The organism is Qipengyuania gelatinilytica (assembly GCF_019711315.1).
In the GTDB taxonomy this organism is placed as follows: domain Bacteria; phylum Pseudomonadota; class Alphaproteobacteria; order Sphingomonadales; family Sphingomonadaceae; genus Qipengyuania; species Qipengyuania gelatinilytica.
Map to the genome: position 1 here is coordinate 786,598 of NZ_CP081294.1, position 15,242 is coordinate 801,839.

The window sequence follows — 15,242 nt, forward strand, 5'->3', positions numbered from 1 at the left end:
CGTTACCTGACATCCAAATCGAAAATCAGCCCATCCCGACCTTGCGGAAATGATAGGCATGGTCGCCGAAGGTCGTGTCGCAGGCGAGCAGGCGCTTGTGATAGTGGCTGACGCTTAGCTCGTCGGTCATGCCGACGCCGCCGTGGGTCTGGATGGCCGCCTCGCCCACTGCCCGCCCGAGCTTGCCGATCTGTCCCTTGAGGATGGCGATATCTCGCGGGGTCGCAGCGCCGGACTCCGCCAGCGCAGTGGTGTAGATCAGCGTCGCGCGCGCTTTTGTGTAAGCGATTTTCATATCCGCGAGGCGATGCGCGACCGCCTGGAAAGTCGCGATCGGCACGCCGAATTGCTTGCGCGTGTGGGCATATTCGCCGGTCATCGCGACGAGCGCGCCCATCGCGCCCACAGCCTCGGCCGATTGGACGATAATCGCTTCCGAGATGAGTTTCTCGACTGCCTCTTCGGACGTTCCAAGCTCGGTCGCGGCCACATCGGTGAAGGTGATGTTCGCAGCGCTGCGCCCGTCGATGGTCGTGTAGGCGCGCGCATCGAGGCCGTCGGCACCGGCTTCGACGAGGTAGAAGGCCAGCGGCCCGCCCTCGCCCTTCTTCGCGAGCACGACGATCGCATCCGCATCCCCGCCCGCATGGACGAGGCGCTTCTCGCCGGTGAGGCGCGCGCTGTCTCCGCTGCCCTGCGCAGTCATCGCCACCAATTCGGGTGAGGCCGTTCCGTGTCCTTCCTCGAAGGCGAAAGCGGCGACTGCCTCTCCGGAAACGATCTTCTCCACCCATTCCTGCGCGGCTGCATGGCCGCTCTGAGCAAGCGCCGAACCTGCAAGCATTACCGAGCCGAGATAGGGTTCGATCACGAGGTGTTTGCCGAACAGCTCGGCAAAGGCGACGCAATCGGAGATCGAACCGCCAAGGCCGCCCTGCTCCTCGCTGAAGGGCAGCGCCAGCAGGCCGAATTCGGCGAACTGCTGCCATGCGTCGGCTGACCAAGGCGCGTCCGAGTTCACCAGCTTCTGGCGAGTGTCGAAATCGTAGCTTTTTTCGAGGAACTTGCCGACGCCATCGCGCAGCATCTGCTGTTCGTCAGTGAAGCTGAAATCCATGAGCCTAGCTCCCCGAAACCGTGCGCGCGATCAGGTCGCGCTGCACTTCATTGGAACCGGCGTAGATCGTGGTCGCGCGGCTGTTGAGATAGAGCGGCATCGAGACAAGGTCGAATTCGCTGCCGAGGGGTTCGACGTTCGACCCCACCCGCAAAGCCTCCAGCTGACGCGCCAGCCCGTCCACGCCCGAGACCTGCGTCATCAGGACCGAGGCACGTTGCACCAGCTCTGAATTGATCGTCTTGTTCATCGAGGGAAACGCCGGATCGCGGGCGATCTCGTGACCGGAGATCGCCAGCTTCTCGAAATGGCCGAGCGAGGCGATATCCGCCTCCAGCTCACCGATCTCGCGCTGGAAAACTGCATCGTCGGCGAGCATCCCGCCAAAGGGCGAAGGCGTCTTCTCGGCTGCTGCCCGAGCCCTTTCGCAATAGCGCATCAGCGTGGGACTTGCAGCATTCCCGCCGCCGCGCTCGTGCTTGAGGAGGTGCTTGGCGACGCTCCAGCCGTCGTTCTCTTCGCCGACGCGGCCCGACTGGGGCACGCGCACATCCTCGAAGAAGACCTCGCACTGTTCGGGGAACCCGTCGAGGCCCACGATCGGGCGGATTTCCATACCGGGATAATCGATCCGGTCGAGCAGCAGGAAGGTGATGCCCTGCTGCTTCTTGCCCTCGGTGCTGGTGCGCACGAGCATGAACATGCGGTTCGCGTGATGCGCATAGGTGGTCCAGATCTTCGACCCGTTGATGATGTAGTCGTCGCCATCGGGCTCTGCGCGGCAGCTGAGCGAGGCAAGGTCGGAGCCGGAATTCGGTTCAGAATAGCCCTGCGCCCAGAAATCGTCGCCATTGAGGATGCCAGGGAGATAGCGATCCTTCTGCTCTTGCGTCCCGATGTCGATCAGCAGCGGCCCCACCATGCCGAGGCTCTGCGGCAGCAGCGGCGGAAGGTCGGCCTTGCGATATTCCTCGGCGAAGATGAAGCGCTGCTCCACGCTCCAGCCGGTGCCGCCGTATTCCTCGGGCCAGTGCGGGGCCACCCATCCCTTGTCATAGAGGATGCGATGCCATTCCATGCATTCCTTGAACGGGGCGAAGACGCTGGTGGTCTTGCGGCCGGCCTCGCGAATGGCGGGCGTGGGCGCGGTGGCGAAGAACTCTGCAACTTCGGCGCGGAATGCCTCGAGCTCGGGCGCGAATTCGATCTTCATCTCTCTCCCCGTCGTCCCGGCCATGGCAAATCGGGCGGGAACGATGTCCATCATGCACGGCCAGGGCGCGCGCTGCTACCCGCAATTGGGAGTGGCCCGAAACAGCAAGCCTATCGCAGCACCCGCGGGCCGCTGCCATCCTCGCCCCATTTGTCGCCGGCATTGTAGAGCGCACACTTCCTGAGCGAGAGGCAGCCGCAACCGATGCAGCCGTCGAGATCCTCGCGCACCTTTTCGAGCGCGGCGATCTGGGCGTCGATGCGCTGCTTCACCTCCCCGCTGATCCGTTTCCAGTCGGCGGCATTGGGTGTGCGTCCCTGCGGCAGGCCGGCAAGTGCTTCCTCGATCTCCGACAGGGAAAGGCCGAGTTTCTGCGCGATCAGGATGAAACTGAGCCGCCGGATGTCGCTACGCAGGAAGCGCCGCTGGTTGCCCGCGGTGCGATGCGGTTCGACCAGCCCCTTCTCCTCGTAGAAGCGGATCGCCGAGACCGATAGGCCGGTCCGGCGGGCGAGATCGCCGATTGGCAGGAGGTCGTTCGCTTTCATCGATCACAGCGATAGCGAAAACAAAGCTTGACCTCAACTTAGCTTGAGGTTGCATATCCCTGTGCATCGCAATCGAGCCTGCCCGACGCGCAGGCTGCAAAAGGAGATGCACCATGGCAAACCCAAGCCCACAAGGCCGCCTCGAACACGCCAATATTTCGGTCACAGACCCCGAACGCAGCGCCGCGCTGTTGATCGAACTGCTCGGCTGGAAGGAGCGCTGGCGCGGCCCTTCGATGAAATTTGGCAGGTCCGTGCATGTCGGCGCGGATCACGACTACATCGCGCTCTACACGGGCGATCACGTGAAGGGCGAGTATGAAAAGGGCCAGCCGCTCAACCACATCGCCTTCACCGTTGGCGATCTCGACGCGGCGGAAAGCGTGGTCAAAAGCCACGGCCTCAAGCCCTTCGGTCACGACGATTACGAGCCCGGACGCAGGTTCTACTTCTTCGATTGGGACGGCATAGAATTCGAGGTGGTCAGCTATGAATGAGATCATCCTGAGCCGCCCGATCTTTGCGAGCAAACCCGAGCCGCGGGATCGAAGAGAGCCTAACCCGGCAACTGTCCCGTCTGCCGCAGCGCCTCGCCCAGAGCGAGGCCCGCGCTGGTCGCCAGGTTGAGCGACCGCACCTCCGGCTTCATCGGCAGGCGAACGCTGGCGTCGACCTCTGCCCGCACGGCATCGGTCACGCCGGCACTTTCCTTGCCGAAGAGGAGGATGTCGTCAGGCCGGTACTCGAAATCATAGGAAGACGAGGTCGCCCGCGTAGTGAACAGCACCAGCCGGCATCCCGCCCTCGCCTCGCGGAAAGCATCGAAGTTGGCGTGGCGCACCACTTCGACGTGGTCGATATAATCCATCGCCGCCCGGCGGACGCGGCGGTCGTCCCACGGGAAACCGAGCGGTTCGATCAGGTCGACGCCCACGCCCATGCAGGCGCCCAGCCGCATCACATTGCCGACGTTTCCGGCGATCTCGGGTTCGAACAGCGCAATCCGCATGGCGACTAGAGCAGCCCCACCTGACCCTTGCCCGACCATGGAACCTTGGTCCGGTCGAGCGCGAGTTCACCTTCCCATGGGCGGCAAAGTGCGCGGGCGTCATCGGGTGAACCGCCGGTCCACGTGCTCCAGTCGTCCTTGGCAAGCAGCACAGGCATGCGCGTGTGCACCTCTTTTGCCAGACCGCCTGCATCGGTCATGACCATGGAGTAGCAGTCGCCCCACTCATCCGAATTGCGCCATACGCCTGCGCAAGCGAACAATGCCGCGTCGGGGCGCGAGAACCAGCTACGCGTCTTGCCGCCCTTGGGCCCTTCGGCCTCCGCCCATGCGGTGACGGGGATGAGGCAGCGGCGCTCCTCGAAGCTGTAGCGCCAGAAGAAACTGTCGAGCTTGTCGGTGCGCGCATTGTTGACCGGCTTGGGCTTCAGGGGCTGGCCGTTCTTGCCCTTCATCACCAGCGGGAAACCCCAACTCATCTGCGTGAGCTTCCCCTCGACGACCACTGCGCCCGGATAGCCCGGATAGACCTCCGCGCCGAAGTTCGCGCCGCCCAGCTCGTTCACCACGTCGAACCAGGCCGCAACCTCGTCCTTGTTCTTGGTCATGCGATAAAGGTTGCACATCAGGCGTTCCCCACGACGAAGCATGCGGCAGCGACGAAAGCGCCGGTCCAGCGGTTCGAACGGAAGCGTTCGAGCGGATTGCCCGGATCCTCGCCATCGAGCGTCGAGACCTGCCAGAAAAGATGTCCGGCGGCCGGAAGCAGCGCGATCAGCGCGATCCAGTCGGCACGGTAGAGCCAGAATGCGAGCGCCCACAGCGCAACCGCCCCGGTATAGAACAGCGTCACCCCGCCCTTGATATGGCCGCCCAGCCTCAGCGCACTGGAGCGTATGCCTACCAGCGCGTCATCCTCGCGGTCCTGCATGGCATAGATCGTGTCGTAACCGATCACCCAAAGCGCGGCGCCCGCATACATGGCAGCCAGCGCATCCCAGTTATCGGCGCGCAATTGCGTCCAGCCGACCAGCAGGCCCCAAGTGAAGACCATCCCGAGCCATGCCTGCGGCCACCATGTGATGCGCTTCATGAAAGGATAGGCGGCGACCAGCGCGAGGCTTGCGAGAGCAACGATCTGCGCGAGGGGCCGCAATTGCAGCAGGACGACCAGCCCCACGAGGCACAGCGCCAGCAGCCACCCCCATGCAAGCTTCTTCGACACCCGCCCGCTCGCGACGGGGCGGCTTGCCGTGCGCGCGACCTTCCGGTCCAGCTTCGCATCGACGATATCGTTATAGACGCAGCCCGCACCGCGCATGGCGATGCTGCCTAGGAGCAGCCAGCCGAGCAGCGCCCACTGCCAGCCTGCGCCGGTCAGCCAGACACCCCAGACACAGGGCCAGAACAAGAGCCACCAGCCGATCGGCCGGTCGAAACGCGCAAGTTGCGCAAGGTCGCGCGGAAGCTGCGGCAGGCGCGCGACAAGGCCGCGATGTTCGCTGTCGGGGACGATTTCGGGTGCCGCGCTGTCGCTCATGGCTTGCTCCCTACAAGCGCACGTGCCACCTGCAAAGCCATGCCTGCAACACCCGCCTGGCCGCCCAAGAGCGCACCCCGCCTATTCGTCGAAAACCCGCTTGCCGCCGATGCACAGGTCGTGATCGAGGGCAACCAGGCGCATTACCTCGGCAAGGTCATGCGTGTTTCGCCCGGCGATGCCGTGATCCTGTGCGATGATGTGACGGGCGAATGGGCGGCAGAGGTCGTCGATGCGGCCAAACGTCACGTCACGCTTTGCGTCAAGGAACAGCTGCGCGAGCGCGAGGAAGTGCCCGATTTCTGGCTCTGCCCCGCGCTGCTCAAGAAGGACCGGTTCGACCTCGTGCTCGAAAAGGCGACCGAACTGGGCGTTGCGCGGATCGCACCCGTGGTCACGCGGCGCTGCGTCGCCGACAAGCTCAATACAGAGCGCGCCGACAGCATCGTCACCGAAGCGGCCGAACAATGCGCGCGAACGGCGCTGCCCGAAATCGCACCGGTCCAGAAACTAGAAGCCATGCTGCGCGACTGGCCCGAAGAGCGCATCCTCTATTTCGCGGACGAGGACGGAGGCGAAGCTGCCGCCGACGCTTTCTGCTATGCCGATGACCCAGCCGCCCTGCTGGTGGGGCCGGAAGGCGGTTTCGATGATGCCGAGCGCGCCATGATTCGCGCCCATCCCAGCGCGCGCCCTGTCAGCCTCGGTCCGCGCATCCTTCGCGGAGAAACCGCCGCCATCGCAGGCACAGCCGTCTGGATGGCCGAGGCGGGTGACTGGCTCGACGAGGAATAATTTCCTTTTCACGCAAGGTTCGGTTGCCTATCGCCACCGATCATGAGCACGCGCGATACTTCCGCAAAGGACGATCCGATCATCGAAAGCCGCGACCAGCTGGTCGCGCCGATGCAGAATGGCGAGAAGCCGAAGTCCGATTGGCGGATCGGGACCGAGCACGAAAAGCTTGTGTTCCACAAGAGCGATCACCGCGCGCCCAGCTATGACGAGCAAGGCGGCATCCGCGATATCCTCCTCTCGCTGCGCCAGTTCGGCTGGGAGCCGGTCGAGGAAGGCGGCAAGGTCATCGCCATGCGCGGAGCGGACGGTACGGTCAGCCTTGAACCGGCCGGACAGCTCGAACTGTCGGGCGCGCCGCTGGAGAACTTGCACGAAACATGCGCTGAAACGGGTCGCCACCTCCAGCAGGTGAAAGAAGTCGGCGAAGCATTGGACGTCGGCTTTCTCGGTCTCGGCATGTGGCCGGACAAGACCCGCGAAGAACTGCCGATGATGCCCAAGGGTCGCTATGACATCATGAAGCGGCACATGCCGCGCGTGGGCACGCTGGGCCTCGACATGATGCTGCGCACCTGCACGATCCAGGTAAACCTCGACTATTCGAGCGAAGCCGACATGGCGCAGAAATTCCGCACCGGCCTCGCGCTGCAGCCGCTCGCCACTGCGCTGTTCGCCAATTCGCCTTTCACCGAAGGCAAGCCCAACGGCTACCTGTCCTATCGCAGCCATATCTGGAGCGACACCGACCCGCACCGCACCGGCATGTTGCCCTTCGTGTTCGAGGACGGCTTCGGATACGAACGCTGGGTCGACTACATGCTCGACGTGCCGATGTATTTCGTCTTCCGCGACGGCAAGTATATCGACGCAGCGGGCCTCAGCTTCCGTGACTTCCTCGAGGGCAAGCTCGAAGTGCTGCCCGGCGAGAAACCGACCGAGAGCGACTGGTGGGACCACCTGTCCACCGCCTTTCCCGAAGTGCGTCTGAAAAGCTTCCTCGAAATGCGCGGCGCGGACGGCGGACCGTGGAGCCGCATCTGCGCCCTGCCCGCCTTCTGGGTCGGCCTGCTCTACGAACAGGATGCGCTCGATGCGGCATGGGACCTGGTCAAGCACTGGACGATGGAAGAGCGCGAGGAGCTTCGTAACGCGGTTCCCAAGCTGGCGCTCGATGCGCCCATCCCGGGAGGCGGCAAGCTGCGCGATCTCGCCAAGGATGTGATGGCCGCCGCGCGCAGCGGGCTGACCGCAAGGGCCCGCCTCAACAGTTCGGGCGACAACGAGACCGGCTTCCTCGAAACACTGGACGAAATCGTCGCGAGCGGGAAGGTCCCGGCGCAGATCCTGCTCGACCGCTATCACGGTGAATGGCAAGGCGACGTTTCAAGGGTCTACAAATACAGCTTCTGAGCGAAGGAGAGAGGCGATGATCCAGATCAACGGCACCATCAAGCTGGGGCGCACGATCGACGCGGCAACCCAGAAAGCGATGGTTGAAATGGTCCGCGCCAGCCGCGCAGAAGATGGCTGTCTCGACTATTCCTTCGCCCGCGACATCGCCGATCCCGACACTCTGATCCTGTTCGAACGCTGGCGCGATCAAGCCGCGCTCGCCGCGCATGGCGAAAGCGCGCACATGGCCGCGTTTCGCGAGGTCATGGCGGCAAATCCGCCCGCCTCGCAGGAACTCAGGATGTATGAAACGGACCAGGGCCAGCCGCTAGGCTGACCCCTTCCGGAACCTAGCGGAACGCGGTGACGCGGCCGCTGTCGTCGAGCACGTAGAGCGTGTTCTGCGCCACGACGGGTGCAAGGCTCACCGGCTCTTCCAGATCGTAGAACAAGGTAGCCGAACCTTCACCGGTGCTGATCCGGTAGATCTGGCCTTCCGAATTGGCCGCCCATAGCTGGCCGCCGGCAAGAACCGGACCCTGCCAGAAGATCGGATTCTTCTTCTTTTCCTCGTTCCGGTAGCGCGGCAGCTGGGTCAGCCAGCGCACTTTGCCGGTGTCTGCCCTGATCGCGAGCAGCTTGCCTTCGTCGGTCAGCGCGAAGACCCAGTCACCGGCGACGGCGGGAGTGGAAATGCCGGACACGGTCAGTTCCCACAGGCGCTGGCCAGTCACCAGCTCGTAAGCGGCCATGCGGCCACCCTGGCCCAGCGCGTAGACGCGGCCATTGTGGATGATCGGATCGGCGTCGATATCCGACAGTGCGCCGACCTGCGTCGAGATCGAGGTACGAGCCAGCGCGTCGGCCCACAGGCTGCGACCGTTCTCGTAACGATAGGCGATCAATTCGCCGGAGGTGTAGCCGGCCACCACGGTGCCCTGGCCTGCCGCCGGAGCAGCAACGCCGAAGACGCCGGCCATGGTTGTCGAACCGGATTCCTGCCACTGCAGCGCGCCGTCATTCGCGTCGAGCGCGAAGAGCTGGTTATCCTGCGACATGACGAAGACATTGCCGAAAGCAACCGTGGGCGAACCACGTAGCGGACCGCCGGGCTTCACCTTCCATTGCAGCGCACCGGTATCGGCGTCGAGCGCATAGACGTTGCCGGCACCGTCGGTGCCGAAAAGGCGACCGTTGTCGAAGCTGACGCCGCCGCCGAAGGCGGACGCGCGCGTGTCGTCGGTGATGTCGCTCTGGTAATTCCACAGCGCCGCGCCGGTCTGGGCGTCGAATGCCGTCACGCGGCCATCGGTCCCTACGACGAAGAGTTTGCCTGCGCCAATCACGGGCGATGCACCGAGGCGGCGGCGTTCGCCGGCCCCTTCGACATTCACGGTGAATGCGCGGGCGGGCGTTTCTGCCAGCGCCAGTTGGCCGTAGCTCTTGCTGGCGGTGCCGCCAGCCTGGCCCCAGACATCGTTAGCCTCGGCTGCGGGCAGGAGGACCGGCGTACCCACGAGAGCGGGATCGACCTCGGCGCCGGTGGCGATCCGCGAGAGGATCGGCTGGCGATCGCCGAGAGTGGGCGTGTCCTTTTCGCCGTCGCCGCCACCGAACAGGCCGCCGCTGCAGGCCCCGAGCGCAAGCGCGAGCGCTGCGCCGGAACCGGCACGCAGGATGGTCTTGAGATTGATCTGGCTCATCGAAATTCCGTTTCTTTTCATTCGTTGACGAGCGTGGGCGAAGCCGAGCCGCCACCCTGTACGTCGAGCAGTTCCTGCACGTCGTCCACGGCATTCACGCCGAGGCTCGAAGCCAGGTTGAGCATGCGCGCACGCGCCGTCATCGGGGTATTTTCATCACGCGCGATTTCCGCGAACAACGCAGCTGCCTCGTCGCGCTTGCCCTGTTCGAGATAGGCATGGCCGAGCAGTTCGCCTGCCGACGCGAAGAAGGGTTCGCCCGGAGCTGCGAGCGGCTGCATGGCCGCAACGACGTCTTCCGGCGTGATCGTGTCCATCTGCAGCGCCGTCATGCGGATCAGCGCCAGGTTGCGAATTTCTTCGGGAGCGCCTTCGGCATTCGCGACTTCGCCGAACAGTTCGATCGCCTGCGCGTTATCGCCATCCTGCGCAATCAGGCCTGCGCGCACCATCTTGGCGCTGTAGACCGCACTGCCCTTGCCATCGACCTGGGCGAGGCGAGACAGGGCGCTGGCCTCGTCACCATCGCTCAGTTTCTCGAGCGCAAGGACGAGCTGTTCGCTCGACGCCTCGATCGCCTTTTCCTGCTGGTTTTGCCAGTAGATATAGCCGCCGAAGGCCGCGAGGCCGAGGATGACCAGGCCAAGCAGGGGCTTGCCGTAAGTGGACAGGAAGCTGTCGAGATCGCCCTGCCTGACGGCATCGTCGACTTCGCGCAGCAGCGCTTCCTGCTCTGCAGCTTCGGCCTTGGCCTTCTTTTCTTCGCGGGTCGGTTCGGTCTTGGGTGTGCGGGCCACTGTGGCGCGGGCTCCAGTATTGGCTAGAATTGAATGGGCGGGTCTTTAAGCATCGCACCGCGCAAGGGCAATGGTTTCGACCCCATTGGAACAAGCCTGTCCCCGCCCGCGTGAATGCGCGATGAAAGGCACTACAGCTCGATCCGCATCGCGCTGCCGTAAAGGCGGCGATAGGTTGCGACGGTCTTGTCGCGATCGAGGCTGGAAACGGCATGCGCGCGATTGGCCTCGCCAACCGTGCGGCGTTCTGTCTTGTCCCTTGCGAGACCGCCCAGTTTTTCTCCGAGCGCCGTCTCGTCGCCCTTCTGGAAGAGCCAGGGGTGGTTGGCTTGCGCAACGGTATGCGCAAGCTCGCCCTCGTCGGGCACCACCAGCGGCACGCCAGCCGCCATGGCCTGCACCCCGGCCTCGGGGAAGTGCCCCGCATCGGCTGCAACGGCGAAGATATCGAGCAGGCCCATGACCTTTCCGGGCTGCGCTGTCGTGCCGACCCAGTGCACCCGGTCGTTCAGTTCGAGCGCATCGATGGTCTGTTCCGCCTCGACGCGCCCTGCGCCCTCGCCCAGTACGATCAGGTGCCAGTCCACGCCGAGCGTCGAAAAAGCGCGCACAAGCATCGACAGGTCCTGCGCGTCTGCCTGATCGACATGCGTGCCGAGCCAGAATTCGCCGGACCGCTTGATGACCCTGAAGCCATCGGGCTTGGGCTGCTTGGCGAACAGTTTCGTATCGACACCGGGTGCGATGCGTTTCACGCGGCCGAGCGGCTGCTGCCAGTCGACCAGCGCCGCCTCTTCCAGTTTCTCCGACGGCACCACGAGACCCGAAGACTTGCCCAGCGCGATCCGGCGATACCATGTCCGCCGCTTGGAAGGGCGCTTGGCCTCGGCCTCACCGAGCGAGAACTCGTGGTGGATCAGCGGCGGAAGTTGCATCGCGTCCTTGAACAGCGTGTGCGCCATCGCCGCATCCATCGCCCCCCAGCCATGAGTCAGCACGAGGTCGAAGGGCGTCATCGCGCGGGCGAGCTTCTGCAGGCGGCCCGGCGTAGGAACACCCTCGAGCGGCGGGAAATGCGATGCCTGCTTGAGCGTCAGCCCCTTCGGCATCGCCTGCATGACTAGATCGTCATCGGTGACGATCGTATGCCGCAGCTTGCGTCCGTAATGCGCGATCAGCTCTGCCGCCTCGCGGTCGGGGTAGATGTGCAGGACGTGCGGCGGGATGCCGTCGTTGGGTTTGCTCATTTGACGGAGGCGAGCAGCGCTTCGACCGCGCTACGGACTTCGGGTTCGTCCAGCGTCGGCGCATGGCCTGCCTGAGGGACCACCACGGTATCCGCATCGGGCGCACGCTTCTGCATCTCTGCCAGCGTATCAGCGCTGAGGATCTCGGAAACTTCGCCGCGCACGAGCACGAGCGGCTTGCCCGCCAGCGCCTCGAAACCCGGCCACAGGTCGGGCGGGACGGCATTATCGTCGACCTCGTTGAAGGGATCGGCGATCTTCATGTCGTAATCGAACGCGATGCGGCCATTGTTGCACAGCGTCATCGACCGCTTGGCCATGGCAATCCAGTCGTTCGTGTCGAAACCGGGATGCGAGTCTCCGTGCACTTCCTCGAGGCTGCGGGCAGCGTGCATCCAGGTGGGGAAGCTCCCGCCCTTGCCGAGATAGGTCTTGATCTTGTCGATCCCGCGCGGGTCGACCACCGGCCCGATATCGTTGATCAGCGCGCCCGCCAGCCTCTGCGGGGCAAGCTGGGCGATCAGCATGGTCATCAAACCGCCCATCGACGTGCCGATGGAGACGAAACGGTCGATACCTTCCTGCTCGAGCAGTGCCATCACGTCCGCGATATAGGTCGGCACGGCATAGGTCGCGCTGTCATCGGCATAGGCGCTCTGGCCGCGTCCGCGCATGTCGGGCACGATGACGCGGTGACCTTTCTCCGCAACGAAAGGCGCCAGCCCCTCGAAATCGCGGCTGTTGCGGGTCAGGCCGTGAAGGCACAGGACGGGCAGTTTGTCGCCCGCATAATCGCGGAAATACAGCTCCAGCCCGTCGGGGCTCTGCCAGCTGCGCTCGCTGAAATCGGTATCCATGAATGCTGCGGTAGCGCCACCTGAAGCAAATTTCGAGAGACGACTTGCATGCGCGTGCCTGCTTCCCCATCCCCCAACCTATGCCCAGCGCCCCCAAACCCGCCGAATACCGCCCCGAAACGCCGATCACCCAGCTCGCCGACTGGCTTGGCGACGAGGTCCGTGCCGCCGATTTTCCGCAAGCGACACTGCGTTTTCGCAACGATCGCTGGGCCGCTGCGGTGGGTCTCGAGGGTCTCTCCGACGAAGACTGGGTCAGGCATTTCGGACGCTTCGAGGCCTTGCCCGATAACCTGCCCAAGCCGCTCGCACTCCGATATCACGGCCACCAGTTCCGCGTTTACAACCCCGAAATCGGTGACGGGCGCGGCTTCCTGTTCGCGCAGATGCGCGATTCTTCGGGGCGGCTGCTCGATCTGGGGACCAAGGGTTCCGGACAGACGCCATGGAGCCGCGACGGCGACGGCCGCCTGACGCTGAAGGGCGGCGTTCGCGAAATCCTTGCGACCGAGATGCTCGAGGCGCTCGGCGTCAATACCTCCAAGACCTTCAGCATCGTGGAGACGGGCGAAGAACTCATGCGGGGCGACGAACCCTCGCCGACGCGTTCCTCGGTGATGACGCGTCTGAGCCACGGGCATATCCGCATCGGCACCTTCCAGCGGCTGCTCGCGCTGGAAGAGGAAGAGCACATGAGGCAGCTGGTTGACTACTGCCTCACCCAGTTCCCGGGCCCTCTTCCTCCGGACGATGCGCCCGGCCGCGACGAGCCGGCCGTCCGGCTGATGCACCTCGTGGTCGAACGCATGGCGGATCTTGCGGCAAGCTGGATGGTCGCAGGTTTCGTCCATGGCGTGCTCAACACCGACAACATGAACATCTCGGGCGAGAGCTTCGATTACGGGCCCTGGCGTTTCCTGCAGCAATGGAAGCCCGGTTTTACGGCGGCCTATTTCGACCACGCAGGGCTTTATGCCTTCGGACGCCAGCCGGAGGCGCTGCACTGGAATTGCGGGCAATTCGCGATCGCGCTGCGCCTCATCTGCGATGCCCCGCCGCTGATCGCGGCAATGGAGCGTTTCGGACCGCTCTATATGGAAGCGGTCGGCCGGCGCTGGTGCTGGCGCCTCGGTATCGCCAGCCGCGGCCTTGAAGAGGATGGCAAGCTGGTCGGCGCCTGCGAAGCGTCGATGGCCGCAAGCGGAGAGCAACCGGATGCCTTCTTCTATAGCCTGCGCGGCGGCCGGAATGCCGAAGGGGACCTGGCCGCAATTCTGGCGGGATACGAGGCTGTCGGTGACAGTCACGATTACTGGGAAGAGAACGCGCCCGAAAGCATGCTCATCGACGAGGTCGAAGCGATCTGGTCGGCCATCGACGAACGCGACGACTGGGCGCCGCTTCATGAGAAGGTTTCGCGCCTGCGCCGGATGGGCGAAGCACATGGTGATGCGCCTGTGCCGTGTGGACATATTAGCGGAAACTCAATTTGACCTCCCCAGACAGAAAGCACATAGGCAGTTGCAGATAGAGCAACGGGTTCAGGGGTAATAACTTCAGTGTCGGACGTAATGATTTCCACCGAACCTGCGACCGGAAACGAGATCTGGCGCGGCAAGATCGGTGATGTCGACGAGATCATGGAGCGTGCGGCAAAGGCGCGCACCGGATGGGCACGCGAATCCGCCCCCCGCCGCATGGAATTCATGCGCCGCTTTGCCAATGAAGTCCTCAAGCACGCAGAACCCTTCGCCGAACTGATCGCACGCGAAACGGGCAAGCCCCTGTGGGAAGCCCGCACCGAAGTCGAAGCGGTCAAGAACAAGGTAGAGATCTCGATCTCGGCCTATGCCGAACGTACCGGCCAGAAGAAGCTCGACAGTGCGCTTCAGGGTTCGGCAGCCCTGCGTCACAAGCCCCACGGCGTGATGGCCGTGCTCGGCCCCTACAATTTCCCCGCTCACTTGCCCAACGGCCACATCGTGCCCGCCCTCATCGCGGGCAATGTCGTGGTCTTCAAGCCGAGCGAGAAGACCCCCGCCGTCGGTGAATTCCTCGTAAAGCTGTTCCACGAGGCGCAGGTGCCCGAAGACGTGGTGCAGGTGGTTCATGGCGGTGCAGAAGCGGGCAAGGCGCTGGTCGGGCACCCGTTGGTCAACGGCGTCCTGTTCACCGGCTCCGCGCGGGGCGGCATCGCGATCAATCGCAAGCTGGCAAGCGATCCTTCCAAGATCGTGGCGCTCGAAATGGGCGGTAACAATCCGATCGTCATGCTTGAGACTCCCAAGATCGAGGATGCGGCGGTCACCATCATCCAGTCGGCATTCACCACTGCCGGCCAGCGCTGCACCGCCGCGCGCCGCCTGGTCGTGCTCGACAGCATGTATGACGAGATCGTGCCTGCGGTGACGAACCTCGCCAAGCGCCTGCTGGTGGACGAACCCTTCGCCGATCCGCAGCCCTTCATGGGCACGGTGATCGACAATGAAGCGGCTGATCTGCTCGTCCAGAGCTACGAGGCGCTGACATCGCACGGTGCGGAAGCGATCCTGGAGATGACGCGCAAGGATGACAGCCTGCCGTTCCTCACGCCGGGCATCATCGACAGCACCGCGATCGACGAACGCCCCGATGTGGAACTGTTCGGCCCGCTGCTGCAGGTCATCCGGGTCAAGGATTTCGACGAGGCGATCGCGGAAGCGAACAACACGCGTTACGGCCTTTCCGCTTCGCTCGTCGGGGGCGAGCCTGCCGATTTCGAACGCTTCTGGCACGAGGCTCGCGCCGGTATCGTCAACTGGAACCGCCCGACCAACGGCGCTTCGTCCGCCGCACCTTTCGGCGGCATTGGCCTGTCGGGCAATCACCGTCCGGCCGCCTATTATGCGGCAGACTATTGCGCCTATCCGGTCGCCAGCTCCGAGCTGGACCAGCCCCGCGCAAGCATCGGTGTCGGCCTGGCCGATGCAGTCAAGACAACCCGCAAGTCCAAGGACGCGCACAAGTAAAGGGCGCCGCCCG

The 15,242-nt window shown here is 64.2% G+C and carries 16 protein-coding genes; 6 read left to right on the forward strand and 10 right to left on the reverse strand.

What is annotated here, in order from left to right; translation table 11 throughout:
• Positions 1-25: 25 nt before the first annotated feature.
• Genes K3136_RS03900 through soxR form a run of 3 tightly spaced genes read right to left on the reverse strand, consistent with a single transcriptional unit; the run spans position 26 to position 2,878 of the window.
• Positions 26-1,117, reverse strand: coding sequence for an acyl-CoA dehydrogenase family protein (locus K3136_RS03900; RefSeq protein ID WP_221431593.1), 1,092 nt, complete (start codon positions 1,115-1,117; stop codon positions 26-28).
• Positions 1,118-1,121: 4 nt separating this feature from the next.
• Positions 1,122-2,384 carry an acyl-CoA dehydrogenase family protein gene (locus K3136_RS03905; protein WP_247711427.1) on the reverse strand — a complete coding sequence of 421 codons (1,263 nt, stop codon included), beginning with the start codon at positions 2,382-2,384 and terminating at the stop codon, positions 1,122-1,124.
• A 56-nt stretch (positions 2,385-2,440) separates the two neighbouring features.
• Positions 2,441-2,878, reverse strand: a complete 438-nt coding sequence (gene soxR, locus K3136_RS03910; RefSeq protein ID WP_221431594.1) for a redox-sensitive transcriptional activator SoxR — start codon at positions 2,876-2,878, stop codon at positions 2,441-2,443.
• A gap of 113 nt (positions 2,879-2,991) precedes the next feature.
• Here soxR and K3136_RS03915 point away from each other — a divergent pair, with 113 nt between their 5' ends.
• A complete protein-coding gene (locus K3136_RS03915; protein ID WP_221431595.1) occupies positions 2,992-3,375 on the forward strand; it encodes a VOC family protein in 384 nt (127 codons plus the stop codon).
• A gap of 59 nt (positions 3,376-3,434) precedes the next feature.
• Here K3136_RS03915 and K3136_RS03920 read toward each other — a convergent pair whose 3' ends face one another.
• Genes K3136_RS03920 through ubiA form a run of 3 tightly spaced genes read right to left on the reverse strand, consistent with a single transcriptional unit; the run spans position 3,435 to position 5,427 of the window.
• Positions 3,435-3,887 carry a tRNA (cytidine(34)-2'-O)-methyltransferase gene (locus K3136_RS03920; RefSeq protein ID WP_221431596.1) on the reverse strand — a complete coding sequence of 151 codons (453 nt, stop codon included), beginning with the start codon at positions 3,885-3,887 and terminating at the stop codon, positions 3,435-3,437.
• A gap of 5 nt (positions 3,888-3,892) precedes the next feature.
• On the reverse strand, positions 3,893-4,513 hold the full coding sequence (locus K3136_RS03925; RefSeq protein WP_221431597.1) for an SOS response-associated peptidase: 621 nt from the start codon (positions 4,511-4,513) through the stop codon (positions 3,893-3,895).
• Positions 4,513-5,427, reverse strand: coding sequence for a 4-hydroxybenzoate octaprenyltransferase (gene ubiA / locus K3136_RS03930; RefSeq protein ID WP_221431598.1), 915 nt, complete (start codon positions 5,425-5,427; stop codon positions 4,513-4,515). Before ubiA ends, K3136_RS03925 begins: the two co-directional genes overlap by 1 nt.
• A 39-nt stretch (positions 5,428-5,466) precedes the next feature.
• Between ubiA and K3136_RS03935 the strand changes: the two genes are divergently transcribed.
• The 3 genes from K3136_RS03935 to K3136_RS03945 are packed head-to-tail and all read left to right on the forward strand — an operon-like array spanning position 5,467 to position 7,954.
• Entirely contained in the window at positions 5,467-6,222 is a 756-nt protein-coding gene (locus tag K3136_RS03935; protein WP_221431599.1) for a 16S rRNA (uracil(1498)-N(3))-methyltransferase, read from the forward strand.
• Between the two features lie 42 nt (positions 6,223-6,264).
• Positions 6,265-7,635, forward strand: coding sequence for a glutamate--cysteine ligase (locus K3136_RS03940; protein WP_221431600.1), 1,371 nt, complete (start codon positions 6,265-6,267; stop codon positions 7,633-7,635).
• A 16-nt stretch (positions 7,636-7,651) separates the two neighbouring features.
• Positions 7,652-7,954, forward strand: coding sequence for a putative quinol monooxygenase (locus K3136_RS03945; RefSeq protein WP_221431601.1), 303 nt, complete (start codon positions 7,652-7,654; stop codon positions 7,952-7,954).
• A 13-nt stretch (positions 7,955-7,967) separates the two neighbouring features.
• Here the strand turns inward: K3136_RS03945 and K3136_RS03950 are convergent, their stop codons facing one another.
• The 4 genes from K3136_RS03950 to K3136_RS03965 all read right to left on the reverse strand — a co-directional run bounded on the left by K3136_RS03950 (position 7,968) and on the right by K3136_RS03965 (position 12,221).
• Complete coding sequence (locus tag K3136_RS03950; RefSeq protein ID WP_221431602.1) at positions 7,968-9,320, reverse strand: outer membrane protein assembly factor BamB family protein; 1,353 nt, start codon at positions 9,318-9,320, stop codon at positions 7,968-7,970.
• 17 nt (positions 9,321-9,337) lie between these two features.
• Positions 9,338-10,117 (reverse strand): tetratricopeptide repeat protein, encoded by a 780-nt coding sequence (locus K3136_RS03955; RefSeq protein ID WP_221431603.1) that lies wholly within the window; start codon positions 10,115-10,117, stop codon positions 9,338-9,340.
• Between the two features lie 131 nt (positions 10,118-10,248).
• A complete protein-coding gene (locus K3136_RS03960; RefSeq protein WP_221431604.1) occupies positions 10,249-11,364 on the reverse strand; it encodes a glycosyltransferase family 4 protein in 1,116 nt (371 codons plus the stop codon).
• Positions 11,361-12,221 (reverse strand): alpha/beta fold hydrolase, encoded by an 861-nt coding sequence (locus K3136_RS03965; protein ID WP_221431605.1) that lies wholly within the window; start codon positions 12,219-12,221, stop codon positions 11,361-11,363. The genes K3136_RS03960 and K3136_RS03965 overlap by 4 nt, the downstream gene beginning before the upstream one ends.
• Positions 12,222-12,301: 80 nt before the next feature.
• Between K3136_RS03965 and K3136_RS03970 the strand changes: the two genes are divergently transcribed.
• Both K3136_RS03970 and astD read left to right on the forward strand, forming a co-directional pair.
• On the forward strand, positions 12,302-13,714 hold the full coding sequence (locus K3136_RS03970) for a protein adenylyltransferase SelO family protein (protein WP_221431606.1): 1,413 nt from the start codon (positions 12,302-12,304) through the stop codon (positions 13,712-13,714).
• Between the two features lie 66 nt (positions 13,715-13,780).
• Positions 13,781-15,229: a succinylglutamate-semialdehyde dehydrogenase gene (astD, locus tag K3136_RS03975; protein ID WP_221431607.1), complete on the forward strand. Its 1,449-nt coding sequence runs from the start codon at positions 13,781-13,783 to the stop codon at positions 15,227-15,229.
• Positions 15,230-15,242: the final 13 nt, after the last annotated feature.